This is a genomic window from Pseudomonas donghuensis (assembly GCF_000696345.2).
Taxonomy (GTDB): Bacteria; Pseudomonadota; Gammaproteobacteria; order Pseudomonadales; family Pseudomonadaceae; genus Aquipseudomonas; species Aquipseudomonas donghuensis.
Genome location: NZ_CP071706.1, coordinates 643,288 through 669,702 on the forward strand (window position 1 = coordinate 643,288; position 26,415 = coordinate 669,702).

Genomic DNA, 26,415 nt, shown 5'->3' on the forward strand with positions numbered 1-26,415 from the left:
CAGTCCGATACAGCAGGGGGCTCCCCGTGAATATCATCAACATCATGTGGGCTGGTGGTTCGCCGTACGTCTCGGTGCACAAGGTGCATCAGCAAATATTGTCCCAGGCCGAGCCTGGGGCAAGGATCAGCAGTTGGCTACTGCAAGGCCGGGGTTCCTGCTGCAGCACAGAGTCGACACGCGAGTGGCAACTATCCCATCGCCTGCTCAAGGGGCGGCATCTGTGGATGTTGCTCAGGCCCTGGTTGCATGGCCGCCTGCGTGAAGCCTTGGAGCAGGCCAATGCGCAGGTGCTGGTGCTGGATGGGTTGGGGGTATCGCGGCTGATTTTGCCGGTTGTGCAGAAGATGCCGGATGTCCGGGTAGCTATCGTCTTTCACGGCAAGACCCGCTTACGTCGGGCGGATGTCGCCTTGCTACGCTCGATCCCCGGTAGTCGATTGAGTATTGTGGCGGTATCCCAGACCCTTGCCAGCGCGCTGGAGCAAGACCTCGGCATACCAGTCAACGTATTACGTACAGCCCTCGAGCCAAAAGGGTTTCGCCGTGGCCTGCTTGAGCCGGAGCAAGCCCGACAGGCGTTGAACTTGCCAACCCAAGGTGTGCGGGTTATGGGCGCAGTCGGCCGTCTCGTTGATAGCAAGGGCTTCGATTACCTGCTGGAGGCCTTTGCTCAGGCTAGCCAGCAGCAGCCGGACCTGCGCCTGGTGATTCTCGGTGAGGGTGTGCAACGCGCATTGCTGGAAGGGCGGATAAAGGCGCTGGGGCTGGTTGATAAAGTCTTGATGCCAGGCCATTGCAACGGCCTGGCGCAGCTCTACCGGGCATTTGACTGGGTGCTCATACCCTCGCATGCCGAAGGCCTGGGGCTGGTGCTCCAGGAGGCGGTGATGGCAGAAGTGCCGGTACTGTGCAGCGATTTGTCAGTGTTTCGCGAGCAATTGGGTGATGCGGGACTTTATGCCCCAGCGGGCGATCCCCAGGCGTGGGCCAAGGCGATCATTGACTGTGCGGGATTGCCCGCAGAGCAGGTCGCGGCGGCTCAGCAGCAGGCGCTGGCCCCGGATCAAGCCTGGCAGCGTTTCAGTCAGGCTTCCCGTGAACTGCTACGCACGCCTTGAAAAACCTCATCTCGACAAGGCTCGCTCTAATTCCGCAAGGGGAAACTCGTCACCCAGTTGCTCCCGGCCGATGTAGCGGGCAAAGTGCTGCACGTTGCGTCTGACCAGGCGCGCGGATAACGGTGCGCGCAGGAAACGCATGTCAGCCACATCGATCAAGCCCCATTGCTGTTGTGGCGTCACCACAATGTTGCCCAGGTGCAATGAGCGAAAGTAGATGCCCGAACGATGCAGCTGCTGTATCAGGGCAACCAGCTCCGGCAGGTGCTTCTGCCAGCTGAAGCCCGGCTGTCGGGACAGTTGGCGCAGGGTTTCTCCGGGCAAAGGTTGGTACAGCACGGCGGTCATGCCAGGGGCATCGAGGGTGAAGTACTTGAGTACTTCAAGCGTAGGAATTCCAAGCTTCTTCAGTTGCAAGGCGTTGTCGATGAAGCGACGCGAGTAAGGTCGCAGCAAGGCAGATGAAATTAGCCGCTTGCGTCGGAACAGCTTGAGGATATTGCCATCGGTTAGCAGGTAGACTTTAGCTCCGTAGCTGTCGGCCTCCAGGACCTGGGCGCCGAGTGTCAGCTGATTGAAGTCGACCTGGGGTAGCCGGGAACATTGCATGGATAGGGGCCTTGTCATCGGGCAAGCAAAATGACCGGCAATAATGCCGAAAGTTTTAAGGATGCACCATGCCGGTGTTGTTGAAACGATGGGGAAAAGCATGATGTACGCAAGGCGCTGGGCACAGTCCTGGCTGGCGATCGGTTTGTTGTGGTTCGTGGTGGCAATCGCTTTGGCGCCCAGTAACAAGGTTTATCAGTAGGGGGTGACCGCATTTTTGTGGCTGCCGGCACTGGTGTTGCTGTGGTCGGCTCGCGTGCTCGTTGATACCTGGAAAGCCCAGCGCTGGCTATGGCTGTCGGTTGCCTTGCTGCTTGGCTGGTCTGTTCTGAGTCTTTCTTGGAGCAGTGCCGACCAGGGGGGGGCAAACGTCTGGTGTATATCGCAGTGTTCCTGCTGTTTTTTCCAATGATGGCCAATGCAGATACTGCGCGTGTGATGCGCCTGTTGAGCTGGGGCGGTGTTGGTCTGGCAATCGCAGCGGTCTATTCAATTGTGCTGTTCTATTGCGTTCAGGCGCAGCCCAGGAATGTCCGGTTATACGGTGTCGGTAAGATTTCCTATCCTATTCTTGGCGCTTACGTAATTGCTGCCGCCATTATCTGGATGCTTCATTGGTACGCCGCGCACCTTGGTGTTGCAAAGTGTCTGGGGCTTGGCGTTGGTCGCCCTCGGCATGTTCCTGCTGCTCTGCCAGCGTCGAGGTGCGGCACTGGTACTGCTTATTTCCGTGCTTGCCATGCCGATCTGGTGCTGAGACCGTTGTGGTTGCTGGATCGCGGGTGCTGCTATGGTTGGCTGTCTGGCTTTATGTATTACGCGAAATCTGGAAAGCCCGTGACACCGCCTTCGGCAAGGGCTTGATGGGCCTGTGGCTTTTCTCGACCCTGGCCATGCAGTTCGACGCCGCCAGCCTCACTGGCACCCCGCGCGCTGAATGGTTCATCAGCTGGCTGCCGGTTGGCCTGGCCACTGTCCTGGTCTGGGGGCGTGCCCGAGCTCCAGGCTGTGATAAAATTTCCGGTTCAATCTGAACAGCGAGCTCGACGATGGCCGAAACACCGCGAGAGGCGGAGCAGAGCTCCAGCCTGAAAATCTACTTCCGGCTGCTGAGCTACGTGAAGCCGTACATCGGCATTTTTATGCTGAGTATCCTTGGCTTTGTGATCTTTGCCTCGACCCAGCCAATGCTGGCCGGCATTCTCAAGTATTTCGTCGATGGTTTGAGCAACCCTCAGGCTGTGTTGTTCCCCACCGTGCCTTACCTGAAAGACCTGCAGTTGCTGCAGGCCGTACCACTGCTGATCGTGCTGATCGCAGCGTGGCAGGGCCTCGGCTCGTTCCTGGGCAACTACTTTCTGGCCAAAGTCTCCCTGGGTCTGGTACATGACCTGCGGGTCGAGTTGTTCAACAAGCTGCTGGTGCTGCCCAACCGCTACTTTGATAACCACAACTCCGGTCACCTGATCTCGCGCATCACCTTCAACGTGACCATGGTCACCGGCGCTGCGACCGATGCGATCAAGGTGGTGATCCGCGAAGGCCTGACCGTGGTCTTCCTGTTTGTCTACCTGTTGTGGATGAACTGGAAACTGACCTTGGTGATGCTGGCGATCCTGCCGGTGATTGCGCTGATGGTCGGAACTGCGAGCAAGAAATTCCGCAAGCAGAGCAAGAAGATTCAGGTGGCCATGGGCGATGTCACCCACGTCGCTTCCGAGACCATCCAGGGCTACCGCGTCGTGCGCAGCTTCGGTGGCGAAAGCTATGAGCAACAGCGCTTTGCCAATGCCAGCCAGAGCAACACCGACAAGCAGCTGCGCATGACCAAGACCGGCGCGGTCTACACACCAATGCTGCAACTGGTGATCTATACCGCCATGGCCGCGCTGATGTTCTTGGTGCTGTTTCTGCGCGGTGATGCTACGGCCGGTGATCTGGTGGCCTATATCACTGCGGCGGGCCTGCTGCCCAAGCCAATCCGCCAGTTGTCGGAAGTCAGTTCGACCATCCAGAAGGGGCTGGCCGGTGCCGAAAGCATTTTCGAGCAACTGGACGAGGCGCCGGAAGTCGACAGTGGCACCGTTGAATTGGACCGTGTTGTGGGGCGCCTCGAGGTCCGTAACCTGAATTTCACCTATCCGGGTACCGAACGTCAGGTCCTGAGCGACATTTCCTTCACCGCCGAACCCGGGCAGATGATCGCCCTGGTGGGGCGTTCGGGCAGTGGCAAGTCGACTCTGGCGGCATTGATCCCGCGCTTCTATCACCACGACCAGGGGCAGATCCTGCTCGACGGCGTGGAGATCGAGAACTACCGACTGCGTAACTTGCGTAAGCACGTCGCCCAGGTGACCCAGCACGTGACCCTGTTCAACGACACCGTGGCCAACAACATCGCTTATGGCGACCTGGCCGGTGCGCCGCGGGCCGAGATCGAAGCCGCTGCCGCCGATGCCTATGCCAAGGAGTTCGTCGAGCAGTTGCCGCAAGGCTTCGACACCCAGGTCGGTGAGAATGGCGTGCTGCTCTCCGGTGGTCAGCGCCAGCGCCTGGCGATTGCCCGGGCGCTGCTCAAGAATGCGCCGTTGCTGATTCTCGACGAGGCCACTTCGGCCCTCGATACCGAGTCCGAGCGACACATCCAGGCCGCATTGGATCACGTGATGCAAGGGCGCACCACGCTGGTGATCGCCCACCGTCTGTCGACTATCGAGAAAGCCGATATGATCCTGGTCATGGATCAGGGCAAGTTGGTCGAGCGCGGTACCCATGCCGAGTTGCTGGCTGCCAATGGCTATTACGCCAGGCTGCATGCCATGGGCCTGGACGAACCGGCCAAGGCTGATATCACCTGATTCACACGCGCCGGGGCCTGTCGTGCCCCGGCAGCCTTTCCTTGGAATGCCTGGCAACAAGGCGGTAAACAAGCCTTCGCTTTGCCTGTGCTAATATCCTGCCCCTGTTAATTATTTTGTATATGGGTTGCCCATGAAGTTGTCCATGCCGCGTTTCGATCAAGCCCCGGTACTGGTGGTGGGCGATGTCATGCTCGACCGCTACTGGCATGGCGGTACCTCACGGATTTCGCCTGAAGCGCCGGTACCGGTGGTCAAGGTCGAACAGATCGAGGACCGTCCCGGCGGCGCGGCCAACGTGGCCTTGAACATCGCCGCCCTGGGGGCCCCGGCTGCACTGGTTGGCGTGACGGGCCAGGACGAGGCGGCCGACAGCCTCGCCAACAGCCTGCAGGCTGCCGGTGTGCGCTCGATCTTCCAGCGTATTGCCCACCAACCGACCATCGTCAAGTTGCGGGTCATGAGCCGCCATCAGCAGTTGCTGCGTATCGACTTTGAAGAGCCCTTTGCCACCGACCCGTTGTCCCTGGGCACCGAGGTCGATGCGCTGCTCGATGGCGTCAAGGTGCTGGTCCTGTCGGACTATGGCAAGGGAGCGTTGAAAAACCACCAGAGCCTGATCCAGGCGGCCCGGGCCAAGGGCATTCCGGTGCTGGCCGACCCCAAGGGCAAGGATTTCTCGATCTACCGTGGTGCCAGCCTGATCACCCCCAACCTCAGCGAGTTCGAAACCATCGTTGGCCGTTGCGCCGACGAGGCCGAGCTGGTGGCCAAGGGTGGCCAACTAATGAGCGAGCTGGAGCTCGGTGCCTTGCTGGTGACCCGTGGCGAGCACGGCATGACCTTGCTGCGTCCTGGTCACCCGGCCCTGCACCTGCCTGCCCGGGCCCGTGAAGTGTTTGACGTGACGGGTGCCGGCGATACGGTGATCTCGACCCTGGCCGCAGCCATTGCTGCCGGCGAAGAGCTGCCCCATGCGGTGGGCCTGGCCAATCTTGCCGCCGGTATCGTGGTCGGCAAACTGGGTACCGCAGCCATCAGTGCCCCGGAGTTGCGCCGCGCCATCCAGCGCGAAGAAGGTTCCGAGCGTGGCGTGCTGAGCCTCGACCAGCTGCTGCTGGCCATTGATGATGCCCGCGCGCACAACGAGAAGATCGTCTTCACCAACGGTTGCTTTGACATCCTCCATGCCGGTCACGTGACCTACCTGGAGCAGGCCCGTGCCCAGGGCGATCGCCTGATTGTCGCGGTCAACGATGATGCCTCGGTCAGCCGCCTGAAAGGTCCGGGCCGGCCGATCAACAGTGTTGACCGGCGCATGGCTGTGCTGGCCGGCCTCGGGGCAGTGGACTGGGTCATCAGCTTCCCTGAGGGTACGCCGGAGAACCTGCTGAGCCAGGTCAAGCCGGACGTGCTGGTCAAGGGCGGTGACTATGGCATCGACCAGGTGGTCGGCGCCGATATCGTCACGGCCTACGGCGGTACCGTGAAGGTGCTGGGGCTGGTGGAAAACAGCTCGACCACCGCTATCGTCGAGAAGATCCGCAAGAACTGAAACATCGCGGGGCAAGTCGCCCTGCGATCGGCTCTACTTGCGCAATCCGCCACGGGCCATCTGCAACAGCTCCCGCGCTCTACCGGTCAGCCGCTTCAAGCCGCTGTCCGGCTTCGCTGGCGTCAGGCCTTGCTGCCTGACCCAGTCCTTCCAACGTATCCGCTCATCCCTGACCAGCCATCCCTCCTGCCTGGCAAAGCTTTCGGCTAGGTACAGGCCGCGGGTGCTGGCCGGTAGCAGACGATCCTTGCTCAGGGTGTAGAGTTCGGCACGTGGCTGGCCGTCTTCCAGCGGCATCAGGTACAGGTCGGGGCGCTTGCGGTTGAGGCGAGCGACGAGTTGGTCGCCTTCAAGGCGCTCGTCAACGTGGAACAGGCTCAGCGATTTGGCCTCGCGGGGGACTTGCAGGCACAGGTCGTAGATCAACTGCAGTGACGCGGTGGGCAAGTGCACGTAGGCCCGAGGCCGCTCCAGCAACTGCAGATTGGCGCAGCGCACCGGGCGTGCGGCGCCGGACTGCGGAGTGAGCACGAAGGGCAGGGCTTCGCGGTAGTGCAAGGCGTCAGCGTAGGGCGCCGGTAGCCAGGTGTCGTTGAAGCGCCCGCCAAGCCAGCCTTCCGGGGTTTCCAGCAGGCATTCTTCGGCAACCTCCTGAATTGCCGTATGCAGCGGCAGGTTCAGCTCCTGAGCGGGCACATAGCCTGAAATCAGTTTCAGCACCACATCGCCGCGGTCCTGACGGCGCTGACGCACCAGCACCCAGTAATCGCGATTTTGCCAGCGCAGGGTCAGGCGCACCGACACGCCGAGATTGGCCAGCTCGATAGCAAAGTGCTGGCTGTCGGCGAGCTGGATCGGCTTGCGCCGTTGCAGGGTCTGGGCGAAGTTCAGCGGCATGCCGATGCTCTGGTAGACGAGGCCTTCGGGGCTGGCCTCGACGTGCAGCGGCAGGGTCTTGAAGTTGCTGGGGTTCTTGCGGATCAGCGTTCGCGGCATGTCGGCTCCTTCTTGCGTTGGGGTCGGCCGCGGCGGCGGCGTGGATGTCAGTGGCGCAGGACGTTGGCAACGGTTGCCACGTTATGGGCCAGGTGCAGCGGGTTGATGGTGCCGACAATAGCACTGCTGACGCCAGGCTGGGCAAACAGCAGTTCGAAGCTGGCGCGCACCGGATCGACCCCCGGGCTCAGGCACACGTGACCACTGGCCAGGGCCTTTTTCACCAGGATCGCCTTGCCGTGTTCGGCAGCGTAATCGATCACCGGTCGTTCAGCCTGCTCGTTCAGATTGTAGGTGACCATGGCGCAATCGCCGCGCTCAAGCGCTTTGAGGCCGCCCGCTGCGGTCTTGCCGGAAAGGCCGAAACCTCGGATCTTGCCTTCCTGCTTCAACGCTTCGAGGGTCTGGTAGACCTCTTCATGTTCGAGGATATGCAGATCGTTGCCGTCGGAATGCACCAGCACCAGGTCGATGCAGTCGGTTTCCAGGCGTTTGAGGCTGCGCTCGATGGAAAAGCGCGTGTGCGCTGCACTGAAGTCGAAACGCGACTGGCCGTCTTCGAACTCCTCGCCCACCTTGCTGACGATCACCCAGTGCTCACGCTGACCGCGCAACAGCGGGCCGAGGCGTTCCTCGCTGCGGCCGTAGGCTGGCGCGGTGTCGATCAGGTTGATGCCCAGCTCGCGGGCCTGGGCCAGCAGCATGCGTGCTTCAGCGTCGTCGGGAATGGTGAAGCCGTTGGGGTACTTGACGCCCTGGTCGCGGCCGAGCTTGACGGTGCCCAGGCCCAGTGGCGACACCGTCAGGCCGGTACTGCCGAGGGGACGATGCAGGTCGTGCAGGCTCGGCAGGCTCATGGCAGCAGTTGCTCCCACACCGGCAGGGCCATGGGTGGCCGGGGCAGTTCGGGCAGGGCAGCCTGAGCGGCCGGCTTGATGCCGTCACGCTCAAGGGTGGCCAGCACCCGGTCGCTGAAGTCCGGGGCCAGGGCCAGCTTGGTCGGCCAGCCCACCAGCAGATGCTGTTGCTCGGCAAGGAAGGCGTTGTCCGGGCGCACCAGCCCCGACTGTGCGGGCTCGGCGCGGTCGATGCGCACGGTGGCCCAGCGCACCTGGCTGAGGTCGATCCAGGGCAGCAGGTTGCCGACTTCTTTTTTCGCCGCCGCAATCTGCGCTTCAGGTTCGCGGGCTACGCCATCGGCTTCGGCCAGGTCGCCGCCCAGGTACCAGACCCACTGGCCATCAGCTGCCGGGTGGCTGGTGACGGTGATGCGCGGCTTCGGCCCGCCGCCCAGGCAGTGGGCGTACAAGGGCTTGAGGCTGGCGCCCTTGGCCATGACCATGTGCAGCGGCCGGCGCTGCATGGCCGGCTGGCTCAGGCCCAGGGCTTCAAGCAACGCGGCATTGCCGGCACCGGCGCTGAGCACCACGCGTTGGGCGCGGATCTCGCGGCCGTCGACGCGCAAGCCAAGCAGCTCGCCATTGTCGTTCAGCGGTTCGATGGATTGAGCGGCCAGCAGGCTGTCGCCGGCCAGCTCCGCGAGCTTGTTCAGCAGGCTCGGCACATCGACGACCAATTCGGCCAGGCGATAGACCTTGCCCTTGAAGGCGCGGTCCTGCAGGGCAGGCGGCAGTTGATCGCCCTTGACCTGATCGACACGGCCGCGCACCGCCTTGCTGGCAAAAAAGCTGGTGAGATTGCCGGCCAGGGTGCCGGGTGACCACAAGTAATGGGCGTCAGACAGCAGGCGCACGCCGGACAGGTCCAGCTCGCCGTTGCCGGCCAGGGCCTCGCGCCAGCGCCGCGGCATGTCGGCGATGGCCTCCGAGGCGCCGGTCAGGGCACCGTGCAGGGCATATTTGGCGCCGCCGTGGATGATCCCCTGGGACTTGAGGGTTTGCTCGCCACCGAGGCTGGCGCGTTCCACCAGCACTGTCGAATAGCCGAGCCGGCGCAGGCGGGCATTGAGCCAGAGGCCTGCGACCCCGGCGCCGACGATCAGCACATCGGTGGAAATTACGGTTGGCATGCATGAACCTCACAAGCTTGGACAGACGCCCAGTATACAGCCTGTGAAGCATTGCACCCGGTTGCGGATCAATGCCCGGCGGTTTTCGAGAAGACCTGGATCACCACCACGCCGCCGACGATCATGGCCATGCCGAGCATCGCCGGTACATCCAGCTTCTGCCCGTAGATCACCAGCGCCGCGATGCTGATCAGGACGATGCCCAGGCCCGACCAGATTGCATAGGCGATACCCACCGGAATGCTGCGCACCACCAGGGTCAGCATCCAGAACGCCACCGCGTAGCCACAGACCATCAGCAGCAGCGGCAGGGGCGTGCTCAGGCCCTTGACGGCTTTCATCGAGGCGGTGGCGATAACTTCGGCGCAGATGGCGATAGCCAGGTAGGTGTAGGCATTCATTTCGGTAATCCTCTGTTCTGGCTGGGCATTCTAGAGCAAGCCTGAATGGGGTAAAGTCATTACCTATCTTTCCTGGAGATAGGTTGATGGCCGAGCAGTGGAACCTGGAGCAGTTGCGCATGTTCGTGCGGGTCGCCGAACTGCGTTCGTTTTCGGCAGTGGCCCGTGAGCAGCGCAAGGCGCAATCGGCGGTGAGCAACGGCATTGCCCTGCTGGAGACTGACCTGGGCGTGACCCTGTTCGAGCGCAGCAGCGGCCGCCAGCCGCGCCTGACCGAGGCCGGCGCAACCTTGCTGGAAGATGCCCGCGAACTGCTGCGCCAGTGCGAACGCCTCGACGGCCGTGCCCTGGCCCTGATGCGCGGGCAAGAGGCGCAACTGCGCGTGGCCCAGGACGAGGCCATGCCCTATCAACCGGTGATCGACAGCCTCGACGAATTGGCTCGGCAGTTCCCCTTGCTTGAGGTGCAGATGGCCAGCGGCGCCCAGGGCGACGTTGCACGCAAGTTGATCGAACGGCGCGCCGATCTGGGCCTGTTGTTTCACCATGACCATATGCCGGAGGCCCTTGAGCGTCGGGCTGTAGGACGGATCGAGATGGTCACGGTGTGTGCGGTGGATCATCCACTGACCGGCCTGCAGCGGGTTACCCGCCAGGACCTGGCCAGGCACCGCCAGTTGCTGATCACCCCACAGGAAAGCGGCTATCCCGGTGGCGAGCCGATCAGCCCGCAGATCTGGCGTGCCGACAGTTTCTACGCCATGGCCGAGTTGCTGATGCGTGGCCTGGGCTGGGCCTGGTTGCCGCGGCATGTGGTGCAGTACCCCACCTACCAGACGCAAATGGTCGAGCTGGCCAGCGAATGGACGCCACCGGCGCTGGTGGTCGAGCTGGTGTGGCGTCGTGACGAGCCGCTGGGCCCCGCTGCACAGTGGCTGGCTGAACGCTTCGCAGTGCACTTGCGCGCAATTGGCTAGTACACTTCGGCGCCATGAACAGAACCCTCTATACCCTGCTGTTTCACCTGGGCCTGCCGCTGGTTGCGCTGCGCCTGTTTCTGCGTTCGCGCAAGGCCCCGGCCTATGCTCAGCGTGTCGGCGAGCGTTTCGCCCTGAACCTGCCGGCCATGGCCAAGGGCGGTATCTGGGTGCACGCGGTGTCGGTAGGTGAAAGCATCGCCGCGGCGCCGATGATTCGCGCCTTGCTGCAGGCTTATCCACAGCTGCCGATCACCATCACCTGCATGACCCCGACTGGGTCCGAGCGGATCCGGGCGATGTTTGCCGATGAGCCGCGAATTCAGCACTGCTACCTGCCATATGACTTGCCCTGGGCTGCCGGGCGCTTTCTCGATCACGTGCAGCCCAAGCTTGCGGTGATCATGGAAACCGAGCTGTGGCCCAATCACATTCACCAGTGCGCCAAGCGCGGTATAGCGGTGGCGTTGGCCAACGCGCGATTGTCTGAGCGCTCGGCCCGCGGTTATGCGCGCTTTGCCGGGTTGACCCGGCCGATGCTGGCCGAAATGAGCCTGATCGCGGTGCAGACCGAAACCGAGGCCCAGCGCTTTCGCCAGTTGGGTGCGCGACCTGAGTGTGTGCAGGTCACCGGTTCGATCAAATTTGACCTGAGTATCGACGAGCAACTGCTGCCCCGCGCTCGTGCCTTGCGTGAGCAGTGGCAGGCCAGCCAGCGCCCTGTGTGGATCGCCGCCAGTACCCATGAAGGCGAAGACGAGGTCATTCTCGCTGCCCACCGGCAGTTGCGTGAACATCACGCCGACGCCTTGCTGATCCTGGTGCCGCGCCATCCGGAACGCTTCAACAGCGTGTTCGAGCTGTGTCGCGGGCAATTCCCAACGGTTCGCCGTTCCAGTGCCGAACCGATCAACGCGGATACGGCCGTGCTGCTCGGCGACACGATGGGCGAGCTGCTGTTTCTCTACGCCCTGGCCGATATTGCCTTCGTTGGCGGCAGCCTGGTGGCTAACGGCGGGCACAACCTGCTGGAGCCGGCGGCGCTGTCGCTGCCGGTGCTCAGTGGTCCGCACCTGTTCAACTTCCTCGAGATCGCGGCGATGCTGCGTGAGGCCGGTGCCTTGCAGGAAGTCGATGATGCCCAAGGGCTGGCGGCCGAGGTGCGGCGGCTGATCGAGTTGCCGCGGGATGCGCAGCGCATGGGGGCGGCGGGGTTGGCGGTGATGAAGGCCAATCAGGGGGCATTGAAGCGCTTGCTGGATGCGCTGGGGCGGTTGATCTAGGCAGGCTTCGCCTGCCATCGCCGGCAAGGCCGGCTCCCACAGGTTTTGTGGGAGCCGGTCTTGCCGGCGATCGCTTTTCAGGGAAGGGCTTCGAAGTTGGCCTTGGCCGCTGCTGCCAGGTCTGGCGGCAGGAAGTCCTTGTCCGGGTTGTAGTCCGATTTCAGATAGCGGCTCAAATCCGTCAGGTCCTGCGGGCTCAACGTGCCTGCCGCCTGCTTCAAGCGCAGGTTGTCGAGGATGTAGTCGTAGCGGGTATTGTTGTAGTCGCGCACCGAGGTGTACAGCTGGCGCTGGGCGTCGAGCACGTCGACGATGTTGCGGGTACCCACCTGGTAGCCGATTTCCGTGGCTTCCAGGGCGCTCTGGTTGGAGATGATCGACTGCTTGCGCGCTTGCACCTGCTCGACATCGGTGTTCACTGCACGGTGCAGGTTGCGGGTGTTTTCCACCACCTGGCGGCGCAGGCTTTCGCGTTGCTGTTCACTCTGGCTCAGGCGTTGGTAAGCCTCGCGTACCTGCGAGCTGGTCAGGCCGCCGCTGTAGATCGGGATGTTCAACTGCAGGCCGATGCTGGTCTGTTCGACATCGCCGCTGTAGTTCTGCCCGGTGAGGTTGGGGTTGGTGAAGCCCAGGCTGTCGTTGTCGCCTTTCTGGTAGCGTGCTACCGCATCCACGGTCGGTGCGTGCCCGGCCTTGCGCTGGCGCAGGGTCTCTTCGGCGGCGCTTACCGCGTAGTTGGTGGCCAGCAGGTTGAGGTTCTGTTTGCCGGCCGTCTCGACCCAGGCCTTGGCATCGTTTGGCACCGGCACTTGTACCGGCAGGGTGTGGACGATGCCCTGCACCGAGTTGTAGTCGCGGTTGGTCAGGGTGATCAGCGCCTCGAAGGCGTCATCGACCTGACGCTGGGCAACGATGCGGTTGGCCCGGGCGGTGTCGTAGCTGGCCTGGGACTGCAGCACGTCGGTCTTGTCCGAGAGGCCGACGTCGAAGCGCTCGTTGGACTGGTCGAGCTGGCGCTTGAACGCGGCTTCTTCGGCCTTGGTCGAGGCCAGGGTGTCCTGGGCGCGCAGCACGGCAAAGTAGTTTTCGGCGCTTTGCAGGATCAGGTTCTGTTCGGTAGCCGACAGCTCCAGGGCCGCCTGCTCGTTGACCGCTTCAGCCGCCTGCAACTGGAACCAGCGGTCAGCGCGGAAGATCGGTTGCGCCAGGGTCGCCTGCCAGGAATTGCCGCTGCGGTTGGAGGTCACCGAAGGGCTGTCGATCTTGGTGCGGTTGCTCATCATCTCGGCGCCGGCCGAGAGGTTTGGCAGCAGGCCGGCACGGGCCTGGGGCACCACTTCCTTCTGGGCGCCGTAGTTGGCGCGGGCGGCCGCCAGGTCGGCGTTATTGTTCACGGCTTCCTGATAGACACTGACCAGGTCGGTCTTCGCCGACAGGGGCACATCCGCTGCCCAGGCCATTCCGTTGGTAGCACAAGACACGGCAAGGGCCAGTGAGAGTTTGCGCAGCATAGGGCAATCCTTGAACGGTGAGAATTTCTGAACTGGTGAGTGTAGTTGTGCAGGCATTTCGCAACAATCCGCTATTTGCGCCATTTATCGTGTCCATGTCCAGGTGCTTGGCTTTGCATGCCACTCCAGTCTAGACTGCCCACGTTCTTGTCGGGGTGCCTTGCGTTGAGGCTGAGATCGGATAATCCGGATCCCGTTGAACCTGATCAGGTTAGCGCCTGCGTAGGGAACAAGATTTCTCGCTTTCCCGGCGAGTCTCTTGTGCCAGGTCCGGGAATGTCGAGACAGCCATCATCGCTGCAGGCATCACCGCGCATTTGGTACAGCACCACCCATGGTGCGTCCGTGCCTTTCAGGTTCTCCCCGACATTCCACTGCTAGGAAGCCGTCTGGAGAGCCTGTGATGAGTAAACAAGAAAAACATACCAATCTGAGTGAATCGGCCCAGGTCGATCAACAGTCCGTACAGCCGTTCACCCGTTCGCGCAAAATCTATGTCGAAGGCTCGCGCCCGGACATCCGCGTGCCCATGCGTGAAATCAGCCTGGACGACACTCCGACCGATTTCGGCGGCGAAGCCAACGCTCCGGTGCTGGTCTACGACACGTCCGGTCCCTACACCGATCCCAACGTGATCATCGACGTGCGCAAAGGCCTGGGCGATGTTCGTTCAGCGTGGATCGACGCCCGGGGTGACACCGAACGCCTCGCCGGCTTGTCGTCGGACTTCGGCCAGCAACGCCTGGCCGATGCCGAACTGACCAAACTGCGTTTCGCCCACGTGCGCAACCCGCGCCGGGCCAAGGCCGGCGCCAACGTCAGCCAGATGCACTATGCGCGCCAGGGCATCATTACCGCCGAGATGGAATACGTCGCCATCCGTGAAAACATGAAGTTGCAGGAAGCTCGCGCCGCAGGGCTGCTCGACCAGCAGCATGCCGGTCACAGCTTCGGTGCCAGCATCCCGAAAGAAATCACCGCCGAGTTCGTACGCGAGGAAATCGCCCGCGGTCGCGCGATCATCCCGGCCAACATCAACCACGTGGAGCTGGAGCCGATGATCATCGGCCGCAACTTCCTGGTGAAGATCAACGGCAACATCGGCAACAGCGCCCTGGGCTCGTCCATCGAAGAAGAAGTGGCCAAGCTGACCTGGGGCATTCGCTGGGGTTCGGACACCGTCATGGACCTGTCCACCGGCAAGCACATCCACGAAACCCGCGAGTGGATCATCCGCAACTCGCCGGTGCCGATCGGTACCGTGCCGATCTACCAGGCCCTGGAGAAGGTCAACGGCGTGGCCGAAGACCTGACCTGGGAGCTGTTCCGCGACACCCTGATCGAACAGGCCGAGCAGGGCGTGGACTACTTCACCATCCACGCCGGCGTGCTGTTGCGCTATGTGCCGCTGACCGCCAAGCGGGTAACCGGTATCGTCAGCCGCGGCGGCTCGATCATGGCCAAGTGGTGCCTGGCGCACCACAAAGAGAACTTCCTCTACACCCATTTCGACGAAATCTGCGAAATCATGAAGGCTTACGACGTCAGCTTCTCGCTGGGCGATGGCCTGCGTCCGGGCTCGATTGCCGACGCCAACGACGAAGCGCAGTTCGGCGAGCTGGAAACCCTCGGCGAGCTGACCAAGATCGCCTGGAAGCATGACGTCCAGTGCATGATCGAAGGCCCGGGCCACGTGCCGATGCAACTGATCAAGGAGAACATGGACAAGCAGCTCGAGTGCTGCGACGAAGCGCCGTTCTACACCCTCGGCCCGCTGACTACCGACATTGCCCCGGGCTACGATCACATCACCTCCGGCATCGGTGCGGCGATGATCGGCTGGTTCGGTTGTGCGATGCTCTGCTACGTCACGCCCAAGGAACACCTGGGCCTGCCGAACAAGGATGACGTCAAGACCGGCATCATCACTTACAAGATCGCCGCCCATGCTGCGGACCTGGCAAAAGGTCATCCGGGTGCGCAAATCCGCGACAACGCGCTGTCCAAGGCGCGCTTCGAGTTCCGCTGGGAAGACCAGTTCAACCTCGGCCTGGACCCGGACACCGCGCGCAGCTTCCATGACGAAACCCTGCCCAAGGATTCGGCCAAGGTCGCGCACTTCTGCTCCATGTGCGGGCCGAAGTTCTGCTCGATGAAGATCACCCAGGAAGTGCGCGAATACGCCGCCAACCAGCGCATCGAAGCGGTGGACGTGGCGGTCGAGGATGGCATGCGCGAGCAGGCCGAGCGGTTCCGCCAGGAAGGCAGCCAGTTGTACAAGAAGGTCTGATCGGGCTGTTCAGGCGGTGTGCTGGTGCACACCGCATCGCTGGCAAGCCAGCTCCCACAAGGTACCGGTGGGAGCTGGCTTGCCAGCGTTAGGGCCCTGAAGAACAATAAATTCCTCCTGTCGAGACTACTCTCGTGAGCACACCCAGCCCGTTTTCCCCCGATCACCCGGTCAGCGCCGAGCAGCGCGTGCTCAGCGGTCGCGACCTTTGTTCCCTGTGGTTTTCCCTCGGTATCGGCCTGATGGTCCTGCAGACCGGCGCCTTGCTCGGCCCGGGCCTGGGCCTGGCCAATGCGGTGCTGGCGATCATCGTCGGTACCAGCGTCGGCGTGCTGCTGCTCGCCTCCGTCGGGGTCATCGGCAGTGACACCGGTTTGTCGTCCATGGCCGCCCTGCGCCGCAGCCTGGGCCGCAATGGCGCACGCCTGCCGGCCATGCTCAACCTGCTGCAGTTGATCGGCTGGGGCTCGTTCGAAATCATCGTCATGCGTGATGCCGCCAGCTTGCTCAGCGAGCGCGCCTTCGGTGCAGGCAGTGCGCTGACCAACCCGTTGCTCTGGACCTTGTGCTTTGGTGTCCTGGCCACCTTGCTGGCGATCAGCGGGCCGTTGACCTTCGTGCGCAAGATCTTGCGCAAGTGGGGGATCTGGCTGCTGATCGGTGCCTGCCTGTGGCTGACCTGGAACCTCTTTGCCAAGGCCGATCTGGCCGCGCTGTGGGCGCGTGCCGGCGATGGTTCGATGCCGCTGGCGATCGGTATCGACATTGCGATTGCCATGCCGCTGTCATGGTTGCCGCTGATTGCCGACTACTCACGCTTCAGCCAGCGTGCCAGCCGGGTGTTTGCCGGCACGGCGCTGGGCTATTTCATCGGCAACGTATGGATGATGAGCCTGGGCGTGGCCTACACCCTGGCGTTTGCTCCAGCGGCTGAGGTCAATACCCTGCTGCTGGCGCTGGCTGGCGCGGGCCTGGGTATCCCACTGCTGCTGATCCTGCTCGACGAGTCGGAAAAGGCCTTTGCCGATATTCACTCGGCGGCCGTTTCCAGCGGTTTTCTGGTACGCCTGAAGGTCGAGCACCTGGCCTTGGCCATCGGCGTGCTGTGCACCCTGATCGCCAGTTTCGCGCCGTTGGCGCAGTACCAGAACTTCCTCTTGCTGATCGGCTCGGTGTTCGCACCGCTGTTCGGCGTGGTGCTGGTCGATCATTTCATCATCCGTCGCCGCCGCAGCGATGCCAGCCCGATCCACAGCCTGCATTGGCCGGCATTGTTGGCCTGGGCGATTGGCGTGGCGGCGTACCATCTGCTGGCACACTACGCCCCGAACCTCGGCTCGACCCTGCCGGCCTTGCTGCTGGCAGGGGTGGTGTACTGGGCGGCAGCGCCAGCGGTCAGCCGCGACCGGGAAACAACTCCGGCTTGATCACACCGTTCAGGCGCGGGTAGGGGATTTTCAGCTCGATGTGGCCCATGGAGTACGGGGCGATGGCATAGACCTCGTACTTGAGCACCACCGCACCGTAGGTCAGGGCAATGTGCGGGGTCTGGCGGAAGGGCCAGGTCTTGACGAACTCGGCGTCCTTGTCCATGCCGGTGCTGATCAGCCAGCCTTTGTGGGCTTCTTCGGCAGTCTTCCAGAAGGTCGCTTCCTGGCCCGGTACCAGCATGTCCTGCAGGCTCAGCACCTTGTCCTGCTGGCGCGAATAGTTGATGAAGCCGCGCCCGGGCATACCATGGGCGCCACCAGTATCCAGATAACTGGACAGCTCGATGATCACCAGTCCGTCATGCTGCTCGCGTACCTTGGCTTGCAGGTAGCTGCTGTTGCGGCTTTCGGCGCTGGCCATAAACTGCTCTTCATAGGCTTTGAGCGAGGCGGGCAGGGCGCTGCGCTCGTTGTCCTGGGTCAGTTGTAGCAGGCGTTTCTCGATGATGCCGTCCAGCTTGGGGGTGGCCGGGAAGTGGATGGTGTCGATGTTGACCAGCGGGCAATCGGCGTTGCTGCAACCGGGCTTGATGTGCTCCCAGCGGTCGCGCTTGACCTCCAGCGGCGTGCGCATGTTGGGCTGGAACAGGCTCTGACAAGCGCCCAGGGCCAGGGCCAGCACGGCCACGGACGTCAGTTTCACAAGCGTCATGATGATCCTTGTAAGGCAAAGGTGATCGGACTTGGACCGTCGGCAAGGCCTTCAGTTCGCCACTAAGCTGAATAGACCAGCGGGGTGTCTATCCTCGCAGCCTGGACAGTATCTTTAAAGAGGTGAAACACGGCGGTGTGCAGGTTAGGATGGCGCGATGCGGTAAATGAGGTAACGAGGATTCCCATGCCAGACACGTTCAACAACGCAACGCCCAGCAAGGTCGAGATCATCGACCGGGCCATTTGCTACAAGGGCTTCTACCGCCTGGACAAACTTCGCCTTAGCCACGAGCTGTATGCCGGTGGCATGGGGCGCGAAATCAGCCGCGAACTTTTCGTGCGTCACGATGCGGTGTGCGTGCTGCCCTACGACGCCCAGCGCGATGAAGTGGTGCTGATCGAGCAGTTTCGCGTCGGTGCCATCGGCAAGGTCGACAACCCCTGGTTGATCGAGCTGGTCGCCGGTCTGATCGACAAGGACGAACAACCGGAAGAAGTTGCACACCGCGAAGCCGAGGAGGAAGCTGGACTTGTGTTCAGTACGCTGTGGCCGATGACCCGGTATTTCCCGTCACCGGGCGGCAGCGATGAATTTGTGCATCTGTTTCTGGGTCGCTGCAGCAGCGATGGGGCCGGTGGCCTGCATGGCCTGGAAGAAGAGGGCGAGGATATTCGCGTCAGGGTCTGGGCGTTCGAGGATGCGCTGCAGGCCGTGCGCGATGGCAAAATTGCCAACGCGGCAACCATCATTGCCTTGCAATGGCTGGCCTTGAACCGCGCTGAAGTCAGGGGGCTATGGTCGTGAATCTGCTGCGCGAGCGCTACCGGGTCGATCTGGTCGGGTTGCAGGCTGCCTGCGAGGCCAACTATGCGCGCTTGATGCGCCTGTTGCCCGACATGCGCAGCACCCAGAGCTCGCGCCGGATCGGCATGACCCAAGGGGACCAGATGCTTGGCGTACTGGTCCTCGATGTCGTGCTCGCTTGCCCTTACACCACCACCTTGCGCGTGCGCCAGGAGCACAGCCTGCCCTGGCTGCCGGTGCCGCAGCTGGAAGTGCAGGTCTACCACGACGCGCGCATGGCCGAAGTGGTCAGCGCCGAGCATGCCCGGCGCTTTCGCAGCATCTACCCGTACCCGAATGCGGCCATGCACCAGCCGGATGAAAAGGCCCAGCTCAACCTCTTCCTCGGTGAATGGCTGAGCTATTGCCTGGCCTGTGGCCATGAGTTGGCCGTCGTTCGCTGAAATGTGACGGCGGTCGTTTTCGAGTATTTGCTCAAAGCCCGCCAGCCGCCATAATCGCGCTGAATCCGTTCAAGGAGTCGGCCATTGCCGCAATCATCGATCCCACTTCGCGACGCGCCAGTGCACCTGGTGCAACTGACCGACAGCCACCTGTTTGCCGACCCGCAAGGCACGCTGCTGGGCATGAACACCCGCGACAGCCTGCAGCGCGTGATCGAACGGGTGCGCGCCGAGCAGCCGCGGATCGACCTGGTGCTGGCCACCGGCGACCTGTCCCAGGACGGCTCGCTGGCGTCCTACGCCAGTTTTCGTGACCTGACCGCCAGCCTCAAGGCCCCGGCACGCTGGCTTGCCGGTAATCATGACGAGCCGTTGCCGATGGAGCAGGCGGCGCAGGGCACCGAACTGCTCGATCCCGTGGTGGATATCGGTAACTGGCGAATCCTGCTGCTCAACTCGGCAGTGCCCGGCTCGGTGCCGGGGTTGCTCGATGACGGCCAGCTCAACGTGCTCGAGCAAGCGTTGAGCGAAGCGCCCGAGCGCCATCACCTGATCTGCTTTCATCACCAGCCGGTGCCTATCGATTGCGCCTGGATGGCACCGATCGGCTTGCGCAATGCCGATGCGCTGTTTGCCGTACTGAAAGGTTATCCACAGGTGCGCGCCTTGCTCTGGGGACACATTCATCAGGAATGGGACCAGGTGCGCGACGGTGTGCGGCTATTGGCCTCACCGTCGACCTGCATCCAGTTCGAGCCGGGGAGCGAAGACTTCAAAGTCGGCGAGCAGGCTCCGGGCTATCGCTGGCTGCGCCTGCAGGCGGATGGCTCGATCGACACCGGCGTATCGCGGGTGACCGACTTCGAATTCACCGTCGATTACGCAGGCGACGGCTATTAAGTGTTGCCAAAACACTGAAACCGCTCCTTCTGCCGCCGAACAGGCTAAAATGCGCGCTTTCCTGCCTGGCGATCCAGGCATTCAAGGCGCATCGGGGGCGGCATGTCGGGTTCGATTCTCTATATTCACGGGTTCAACAGCGCGCCGTCGTCGAAAAAGGCCTGCCAACTGGTAGCAGTCATGGCACAACTGGGGCTGAGCGAGCGCCTGCGCGTCCCGGCGCTGCATCATCACCCGCGCCAGGCCATTGCCCAGCTGGACGCCGCCATTGCCGAGCTTGAATCGCCATTACTGGTCGGCAGCTCGCTCGGCGGCTACTATGCCACCCATCTGGCCGAGCGCCATGGGCTCAAGGCCTTGCTGATCAACCCGGCGGTCAACCCGCACCGGCTGTTCGATGGCTACCTGGGGTCCCAGCAGAACCTCTACACCGGCGAAACCTGGGAGCTGACCCTGGACCACGTGCAGGCGTTGGCCGAACTGGAAGTGCCAGCACCGGTGGATGCCGGTCGCTTTCAAGTGTGGCTGCAAACCGCCGATGAAACCCTGGACTACCGCCAGGCCGAGCAGTTCTACCGCGCTTGCGCGCTGCGCATCCAGGCCGGTGGCGATCACAGCTTCCAGGGCTTTAGCGAACGCCTGCCAGCCCTGCTGAGCTTTGCCGGTATTGCCCCGCAGCAGTATCAAGCGCTCGATTTTTCTGTATTTTGATAACCTATTTTCACCCACGACTGACGACGAGAACCCATGGCCATTCCCAGCGCTAGTGCCTATAACGCAGACGCCATCGAAGTCCTCTCCGGCCTTGATCCGGTGCGCAAGCGCCCGGGCATGTACACCGATACCAGCCGGCCGAACCACCTTGCCCAGGAAGTGATCGACAACAGTGTCGACGAAGCCCTGGCCGGGCACGCCAAGTCGGTGCAGGTGATCCTCCACGCCGACCATTCCCTGGAAGTGTCCGACGACGGTCGCGGCATGCCGGTGGACATCCACCCTGAAGAAGGCGTCTCCGGGGTCGAGCTGATCCTCACCAAGCTGCACGCCGGCGGCAAGTTCTCCAACAAGAACTACCAGTTCTCCGGCGGTCTGCACGGGGTTGGTATTTCGGTGGTCAACGCCTTGTCCAGCCAGGTGCGGGTCAAGGTCAAGCGTGATGGCAACGAGTATCAGATGACCTTCGCCGATGGCTACAAGGCCACCGAGCTGGAAGTGGTCGGCACCGTTGGCAAGCGCAACACCGGAACCTGCGTGTACTTCGCTCCGGACCCGAAGTATTTCGATTCGCCGAAATTCTCCATCAGCCGCCTCAAGCACGTGCTCAAGGCCAAGGCGGTATTGTGCCCGGGGCTGCTGGTCAGTTTCGAAGACAAGGCCAGCGGCGAGAAGGTCGAGTGGCATTACGAAGACGGCCTGCGTTCCTACCTGGTCGATTCGGTCAGCGACTTCCTGCGCCTGCCCGACGAGCCGTTTTGCGGCAGCCTGGCCGGTAACAAGGAAGCGGTCGACTGGGCGCTGCTGTGGCTGCCCGAAGGCGGCGACAGCGTTCAGGAAAGCTACGTCAACCTGATCCCCACCGCCCAGGGCGGTACCCACGTCAATGGCCTGCGCCAGGGCCTGCTCGATGCCATGCGCGAGTTCTGCGAGTTCCGCAACTTGCTGCCGCGCGGGGTCAAGCTGGCGCCGGAAGACGTCTGGGAGCGCATCAGCTTCGTGCTCTCGATGAAGATGCAGGAGCCGCAGTTCTCCGGGCAGACCAAGGAGCGCCTGTCCTCCCGCGAGGCGGCCGCATTCGTCTCCGGCGTGGTCAAGGATGCCTTCAGCCTGTGGCTCAACGCTCACCCCGAGCTGGGCATGCAACTGGCCGAGCTTGCCATCAACAACGCCGGCCGGCGCCTCAAGGCGAGCAAGAAGGTCGAGCGCAAGCGCATCACCCAGGGCCCGGCACTGCCCGGCAAGTTGGCTGACTGCGCCGGGCAGGACCCGATGCGCGCCGAGCTGTTCCTGGTCGAGGGTGATTCGGCGGGCGGTTCGGCCAAGCAGGCACGTGACAAAGAGTTCCAGGCCATCCTGCCGCTGCGCGGCAAGATCCTCAACACCTGGGAAGTCGATGGCGGCGAAGTACTCGCCAGCCAGGAAGTGCACAACATCGCCGTGGCCATCGGTGTCGACCCGGGCGCTGCGGACATGAGCCAGTTGCGCTACGGCAAGATCTGCATCCTCGCCGACGCCGACTCCGACGGCCTGCACATTGCCACTTTGCTCTGCGCCCTGTTTGTCCAGCATTTCCGCCCGCTGGTCGAAGCTGGCCACGTGTATGTGGCCATGCCGCCGCTGTACCGCATCGACCTGGGCAAGGAGATCTACTACGCCCTGGACGAAGCCGAACGCGATGGCATCCTCGACCGCCTGGTGGCCGAGAAGAAGCGCGGCAAGCCGCAGGTCACCCGATTCAAGGGGCTGGGCGAGATGAACCCGCCGCAGCTGCGCGAAACCACCATGGACCCGAACACCCGGCGCCTGGTCCAGCTGACCCTGGACGATCTGGACGGCACCCGCGAGATCATGGACATGCTGCTGGCCAAAAAGCGCGCTGGCGATCGCAAGAGCTGGCTGGAATCCAAAGGCAACCTGGCCGAGGTCCTGGCTTGATAGCTCGGGCCCTGGCTGCGCTGCTGGCGCTGTTCGCCCTGTCTTCACAGGCGGCGCCCTGGCCCGAGCTCAAGCTGGTTGCCGAGCACCCGGTCGAGGGCATGCGCGGTGGCAACCTGTCCGGCCTGAGTGCATGCCGTGGCGGATTGTGGGCGGTTTCGGACCGCGACGACGAGCTGCTCTACCGCCTGGACACCTCGGCAACGGTCTGGCAAGCGCAAGCGCTGCACATGGACGTACCGCCGGTACCGGAAAGCGGTCTGCCCTGGGGCTTGCGTTCGCGCACCTGGGCTGCTTCGCAGGTGCGCGGCGGTGAGCTGGATTTCGAAGGCCTGAGCTGCGACGGCGCCGGCAACCACTACCTGGTCAGCGAAGCCCATGCGGCAGTGCTGCAAGTGCCGGTAGAGGGTGCACCTAACTGGTTGAAGATCGACCCGAGCATGGTCCGTCAGGCGCGGGCCAGTGGCATGTTGTTGCATTTCAATGCGCTGTTCGAAGGCCTGGCGGTGAGCCCGGCCGGTGACCGCATCTGGCTGGCGGCCGAGCGCGAGCGCCGCGGCCTGTTGTTGATCAACCGCTTGCAGACCACCTGGAACTGTGGCGACGGCTGCGTGCTGCTCAGCGAAGCCGGGGTCGAGATGCAGCCATCGCAGATGACCAAGCCGCGCCCGGTGTCGCGGGACTTTGCCGACCTGGCACTGTACAACGACAAGCTCTTTACCCTGGAACGCAATGCCTACCGCATCTGCCGGCGGGACGCGCAGACTGCCAAGGTCGAACGCTGCTGGTCGTTTGCCGCCGATGCGCTGGCCGAGCATCGGCGTTACTCGCAGCCTTTCGGCCTGGCCGAGGCGCTGGTGATCGATGACACGGGCGCCTGGATCGGCCTGGACAACAACGGTGCGACCCGCCAGGACGGCGAATCGCGACCGATCGTCTGGCGCTTTGCCGCGCCGGCCGGTGGCTGGAGTGCCAAGTCGTGAGCCAGCCGCCGGGCAAGCGGGCTGGCCGGGTATTGCTGATTCTGGCCTGGGCGGCCGGATTGTTCCTGGCTACGCGCTTTTTCGGCGAGTGGGAACAGCGCCAGGCCAACCCCAATGCCGTGGTCACCTCGCAACATGGCGAGGGTTACATCGAAGTGCAACTGGCCGGCAATGGCCAGGGGCATTTCGTCGCCGATGGCCGGATCAACGGCCAGACAGTACATTTTCTGCTCGACACCGGGGCCACCGACGTGGCGATTCCCGAAGCCCTGGCCAGCAAGCTCGGCTTGGAACGCGGTGCGCCGGTGATGTTGAGTACCGCCAACGGCCGTACCCAGGGCTATCGCACACGCCTGGAGCAGTTGCAACTGGGCGATATCCTCCTGCGCAATGTCCGCGCGCTGGTGGTGCCGGGGCTGGATGGCGAACAGGTATTACTGGGCATGAGTGCCCTGAAACAACTCGAATTTACCCAGCGTGGTGGCACCTTGCTGCTGCGCCAGAACCTGAAATGATGAGGCCCGCATGAGCGACTCCCTTGATCTCAGCCTCGATGGCGTAGAGCGCCGGTCACTGGCTGACTTCACCGAACAGGCCTACCTCAACTACTCCATGTACGTGATCATGGACCGTGCCTTGCCGCATATCGGCGACGGCCTGAAGCCGGTGCAACGGCGCATCGTCTATGCCATGAGCGAACTGGGCCTGGACGCCGACTCCAAGCACAAGAAGTCGGCGCGTACCGTCGGTGACGTGCTCGGCAAGTTCCACCCCCATGGCGACTCGGCCTGCTATGAGGCCATGGTGCTGATGGCGCAGCCGTTCAGCTACCGCTACACCCTGGTCGATGGCCAGGGCAACTGGGGTGCGCCGGACGATCCGAAATCCTTCGCCGCCATGCGTTACACCGAAGCACGCCTGTCGCGCTACTCCGAAGTGCTGCTCAGCGAGCTGGGCCAGGGTACGGCCGACTGGGTGCCGAACTTCGACGGCACCCTCGACGAGCCTGCGGTGCTGCCGGCGCGCCTGCCGAATATCCTGCTCAACGGCACCACCGGTATCGCCGTGGGCATGGCCACCGACGTGCCGCCGCACAACCTGCGCGAAGTCGCCTCGGCCTGCGTACGTCTGCTCGATGAGCCCAAGGCCACGGTCGAGCAGCTCTGCGAGCACATCCAGGGCCCGGACTATCCGACCGAAGCCGAGATCATCACCCCGCGCGCCGAGCTGCTGAAAATCTACGAAAGCGGCCGTGGTTCGGTGCGCATGCGTGCGGTGTACCGCATCGAAGACGGCGACATCGTCGTCACCGCGCTGCCGCACCAGGTTTCCGGGGCCAAGGTGCTGGAGCAGATCGCCGCGCAGATGCAGGCAAAGAAGCTACCGATGGTCGCCGACCTGCGCGACGAGTCGGACCACGAGAACCCGTGCCGCATTGTCATCATCGCCCGTTCCAACCGGGTCGACCTCGACGAACTGATGCAGCACCTGTTCGCCACTACCGACCTTGAGTCCAGCTACCGGGTCAACGTCAACATCATCGGCCTGGACGGCCGCCCGCAGTTGAAAAACCTGCGTGCGCTGCTGGTTGAATGGCTGGAATTTCGCGTGCAGACGGTGCGCCGCCGCCTGAAGTTCCGCCTGGACAAGGTCGAACGCCGCCTGCACCTGCTCGAAGGCCTGCTGGTGGCTTTCCTCAACCTGGATGAAGTGATCCATATCATCCGTACCGAGGACCAGCCAAAAGCTGCGCTGATTGCCCGTTTCGACCTCACCGAAACCCAGGCCGAGTACATCCTCGAGACCCGCCTGCGGCAGTTGGCGCGCCTGGAAGAGATGAAGATCCGCAACGAGCAGGACGAGCTGGCCAAGGAGCAAGCCAAGCTGATCGCCCTGCTGGGCAGCGAAACCAAGCTGCGCAAGCTGGTGCGTGCCGAGCTGATCAAGGACGCCGAAACCTATGGCGACAACCGCCGCTCGCCCATCGTCGAGCGGGCCGAAGCCAAGGCCCTGTCGGAAAACGAACTGATGCCGACCGAACCGGTTACCGTGGTGCTCTCGGAGAAGGGCTGGGTACGTTGCGCCAAGGGCCACGACATCGATGCCACGGGGCTGTCCTACAAGGCCGGCGATGGCTTCAAGGTCGCCGCTGCCGGGCGCTCGAACCAGTTTGCCGTACTGATCGACTCCACCGGGCGCAGCTACTCGCTGGCCGCTCATACCTTGCCGTCGGCCCGTGGCCAGGGCGAACCGCTGACCGGGCGCCTGACGCCGCCGCCGGGGGCGAGCTTCGATTGCGTGCTGTTGCCTGAAGATGACGCCCTGTATGTGATCGCCTCCGACGCCGGCTACGGCTTCGTGGTCAAGGGCGAAGACCTGCAGGCCAAGAACAAGGCCGGTAAAGCGCTGCTCAGCCTGCCAAACGGCGCCAAGGTCATCGCGCCGCGGCCGGTGGCCGATCGCGAGCACAACTGGCTTGCGGCGGTGACCACCGAAGGTCGGCTATTGATCTTCAAGGTCAGCGACCTGCCACAGCTGGGTAAGGGCAAGGGCAATAAAATCATTGGCATCCCGGGTGATCGGGTGGCCTCACGTGAAGAATTTGTCACAGATCTGGCCGTCCTTCCTGACGGCGCGACCCTTGTATTGCAGGCCGGCAAGCGTACCCTGTCACTCAAGGCCGACGACCTTGAACATTACAAGGGCGAACGCGGGCGCCGGGGCAACAAGCTGCCCCGTGGCTTCCAGCGGGTTGACGCACTGTTGGTCGAAATCCCCGGGTAAGTCTGGGTTAGACAGCCTGAACGGGTATTTTCCTGCCCGTTCGGGGTTGAAACACTGGAGTCGAGCCGCTATTT

At 63.0% G+C, this 26,415-nt stretch carries 24 protein-coding genes and 1 riboswitch; of the genes, 17 read left to right on the plus strand and 7 right to left on the minus strand.

Features of this window, described 5'->3' with window-relative positions:
- The first annotated feature begins 26 nt into the window (after positions 1–26).
- Positions 27–1,121: a glycosyltransferase gene (locus BV82_RS02930; protein ID WP_036995479.1), complete on the plus strand. Its 1,095-nt coding sequence runs from the start codon at positions 27–29 to the stop codon at positions 1,119–1,121.
- Between the two features lie 6 nt (positions 1,122–1,127).
- On the opposite strand, the gene BV82_RS02935 is transcribed toward BV82_RS02930, so the two are convergent.
- A complete protein-coding gene (locus tag BV82_RS02935; RefSeq protein WP_036995481.1) occupies positions 1,128–1,730 on the minus strand; it encodes a BUD32 family EKC/KEOPS complex subunit in 603 nt (200 codons plus the stop codon).
- A gap of 387 nt (positions 1,731–2,117) precedes the next feature.
- On the opposite strand from BV82_RS02935, the gene BV82_RS26595 reads away from it, so the two are divergent.
- From BV82_RS26595 to hldE, 4 genes are all read left to right on the plus strand, one after another.
- The gene (locus BV82_RS26595; protein WP_420831685.1) at positions 2,118–2,594 is read left to right on the plus strand and encodes a hypothetical protein; all 477 of its coding nucleotides are present in this window, start codon (positions 2,118–2,120) and stop codon (positions 2,592–2,594) included.
- Positions 2,594–2,764 (plus strand): hypothetical protein, encoded by a 171-nt coding sequence (locus BV82_RS26600; protein ID WP_420831686.1) that lies wholly within the window; start codon positions 2,594–2,596, stop codon positions 2,762–2,764. The genes BV82_RS26595 and BV82_RS26600 overlap by 1 nt, the downstream gene beginning before the upstream one ends.
- Positions 2,765–2,779: 15 nt before the next feature.
- On the plus strand, positions 2,780–4,588 hold the full coding sequence (msbA, locus tag BV82_RS02945) for a lipid A export permease/ATP-binding protein MsbA (RefSeq protein WP_036995483.1): 1,809 nt from the start codon (positions 2,780–2,782) through the stop codon (positions 4,586–4,588).
- 133 nt (positions 4,589–4,721) lie between these two features.
- The gene (hldE, locus tag BV82_RS02950) at positions 4,722–6,143 is read left to right on the plus strand and encodes a bifunctional D-glycero-beta-D-manno-heptose-7-phosphate kinase/D-glycero-beta-D-manno-heptose 1-phosphate adenylyltransferase HldE (RefSeq protein WP_010221557.1); all 1,422 of its coding nucleotides are present in this window, start codon (positions 4,722–4,724) and stop codon (positions 6,141–6,143) included.
- 33 nt (positions 6,144–6,176) lie between these two features.
- Here hldE and BV82_RS02955 read toward each other — a convergent pair whose 3' ends face one another.
- From BV82_RS02955 to BV82_RS02970, 4 genes are all read right to left on the minus strand, one after another.
- Positions 6,177–7,139 (minus strand): hypothetical protein, encoded by a 963-nt coding sequence (locus BV82_RS02955; RefSeq protein WP_010221558.1) that lies wholly within the window; start codon positions 7,137–7,139, stop codon positions 6,177–6,179.
- 47 nt (positions 7,140–7,186) lie between these two features.
- The gene (locus BV82_RS02960; protein ID WP_010221559.1) at positions 7,187–7,996 is read right to left on the minus strand and encodes an aldo/keto reductase; all 810 of its coding nucleotides are present in this window, start codon (positions 7,994–7,996) and stop codon (positions 7,187–7,189) included.
- Entirely contained in the window at positions 7,993–9,168 is a 1,176-nt protein-coding gene (locus BV82_RS02965; RefSeq protein WP_036995485.1) for an NAD(P)/FAD-dependent oxidoreductase, read from the minus strand. Before BV82_RS02965 ends, BV82_RS02960 begins: the two co-directional genes overlap by 4 nt.
- Before the next feature lie 68 nt (positions 9,169–9,236).
- Positions 9,237–9,569: a DMT family transporter gene (locus BV82_RS02970; protein ID WP_010221561.1), complete on the minus strand. Its 333-nt coding sequence runs from the start codon at positions 9,567–9,569 to the stop codon at positions 9,237–9,239.
- Positions 9,570–9,655: 86 nt separating this feature from the next.
- Here BV82_RS02970 and BV82_RS02975 point away from each other — a divergent pair, with 86 nt between their 5' ends.
- On the plus strand, positions 9,656–10,546 hold the full coding sequence (locus tag BV82_RS02975) for a LysR family transcriptional regulator (protein ID WP_036995487.1): 891 nt from the start codon (positions 9,656–9,658) through the stop codon (positions 10,544–10,546).
- A 14-nt stretch (positions 10,547–10,560) separates the two neighbouring features.
- Positions 10,561–11,829, plus strand: a complete 1,269-nt coding sequence (gene waaA / locus BV82_RS02980; protein ID WP_010221563.1) for a lipid IV(A) 3-deoxy-D-manno-octulosonic acid transferase — start codon at positions 10,561–10,563, stop codon at positions 11,827–11,829.
- Positions 11,830–11,906: 77 nt separating this feature from the next.
- Here the strand turns inward: waaA and BV82_RS02985 are convergent, their stop codons facing one another.
- Positions 11,907–13,340, minus strand: coding sequence for a TolC family outer membrane protein (locus BV82_RS02985; RefSeq protein WP_036995489.1), 1,434 nt, complete (start codon positions 13,338–13,340; stop codon positions 11,907–11,909).
- 141 nt (positions 13,341–13,481) lie between these two features.
- Positions 13,482–13,586: riboswitch (TPP riboswitch) on the plus strand.
- Between the two features lie 157 nt (positions 13,587–13,743).
- On the opposite strand from BV82_RS02985, the gene thiC reads away from it, so the two are divergent.
- Positions 13,744–15,630, plus strand: coding sequence for a phosphomethylpyrimidine synthase ThiC (thiC, locus tag BV82_RS02990; protein ID WP_010221565.1), 1,887 nt, complete (start codon positions 13,744–13,746; stop codon positions 15,628–15,630).
- 134 nt (positions 15,631–15,764) lie between these two features.
- On the plus strand, positions 15,765–17,057 hold the full coding sequence (gene cytX, locus BV82_RS02995) for a putative hydroxymethylpyrimidine transporter CytX (protein WP_036995491.1): 1,293 nt from the start codon (positions 15,765–15,767) through the stop codon (positions 17,055–17,057).
- Here the strand turns inward: cytX and BV82_RS03000 are convergent.
- Positions 17,026–17,772, minus strand: coding sequence for a DUF3298 and DUF4163 domain-containing protein (locus tag BV82_RS03000; protein WP_036995493.1), 747 nt, complete (start codon positions 17,770–17,772; stop codon positions 17,026–17,028). The two genes, cytX and BV82_RS03000, sit on opposite strands and share 32 nt — an antisense overlap.
- Positions 17,773–17,958: 186 nt before the next feature.
- Between BV82_RS03000 and BV82_RS03005 the strand changes: the two genes are divergently transcribed.
- From BV82_RS03005 to parC, 8 genes are all read left to right on the plus strand, one after another.
- Positions 17,959–18,579, plus strand: coding sequence for an NUDIX domain-containing protein (locus BV82_RS03005; protein ID WP_010221568.1), 621 nt, complete (start codon positions 17,959–17,961; stop codon positions 18,577–18,579).
- Positions 18,570–19,022: a DUF1249 domain-containing protein gene (locus tag BV82_RS03010; RefSeq protein ID WP_010221569.1), complete on the plus strand. Its 453-nt coding sequence runs from the start codon at positions 18,570–18,572 to the stop codon at positions 19,020–19,022. The genes BV82_RS03005 and BV82_RS03010 overlap by 10 nt, the downstream gene beginning before the upstream one ends.
- Positions 19,023–19,106: 84 nt before the next feature.
- Entirely contained in the window at positions 19,107–19,922 is an 816-nt protein-coding gene (gene cpdA / locus BV82_RS03015; RefSeq protein ID WP_051636765.1) for a 3',5'-cyclic-AMP phosphodiesterase, read from the plus strand.
- A gap of 102 nt (positions 19,923–20,024) precedes the next feature.
- Positions 20,025–20,633, plus strand: a complete 609-nt coding sequence (locus BV82_RS03020) for a YqiA/YcfP family alpha/beta fold hydrolase (RefSeq protein ID WP_036995494.1) — start codon at positions 20,025–20,027, stop codon at positions 20,631–20,633.
- 36 nt (positions 20,634–20,669) lie between these two features.
- A complete protein-coding gene (gene parE / locus BV82_RS03025; protein WP_010221572.1) occupies positions 20,670–22,574 on the plus strand; it encodes a DNA topoisomerase IV subunit B in 1,905 nt (634 codons plus the stop codon).
- A complete protein-coding gene (locus BV82_RS03030; RefSeq protein ID WP_036995495.1) occupies positions 22,571–23,557 on the plus strand; it encodes an esterase-like activity of phytase family protein in 987 nt (328 codons plus the stop codon). The genes parE and BV82_RS03030 overlap by 4 nt, the downstream gene beginning before the upstream one ends.
- Complete coding sequence (locus BV82_RS03035; protein WP_036995496.1) at positions 23,554–24,072, plus strand: retropepsin-like aspartic protease family protein; 519 nt, start codon at positions 23,554–23,556, stop codon at positions 24,070–24,072. The genes BV82_RS03030 and BV82_RS03035 overlap by 4 nt, the downstream gene beginning before the upstream one ends.
- Before the next feature lie 10 nt (positions 24,073–24,082).
- A complete protein-coding gene (parC, locus tag BV82_RS03040) occupies positions 24,083–26,341 on the plus strand; it encodes a DNA topoisomerase IV subunit A (RefSeq protein ID WP_010221575.1) in 2,259 nt (752 codons plus the stop codon).
- Positions 26,342–26,415: the final 74 nt, after the last annotated feature.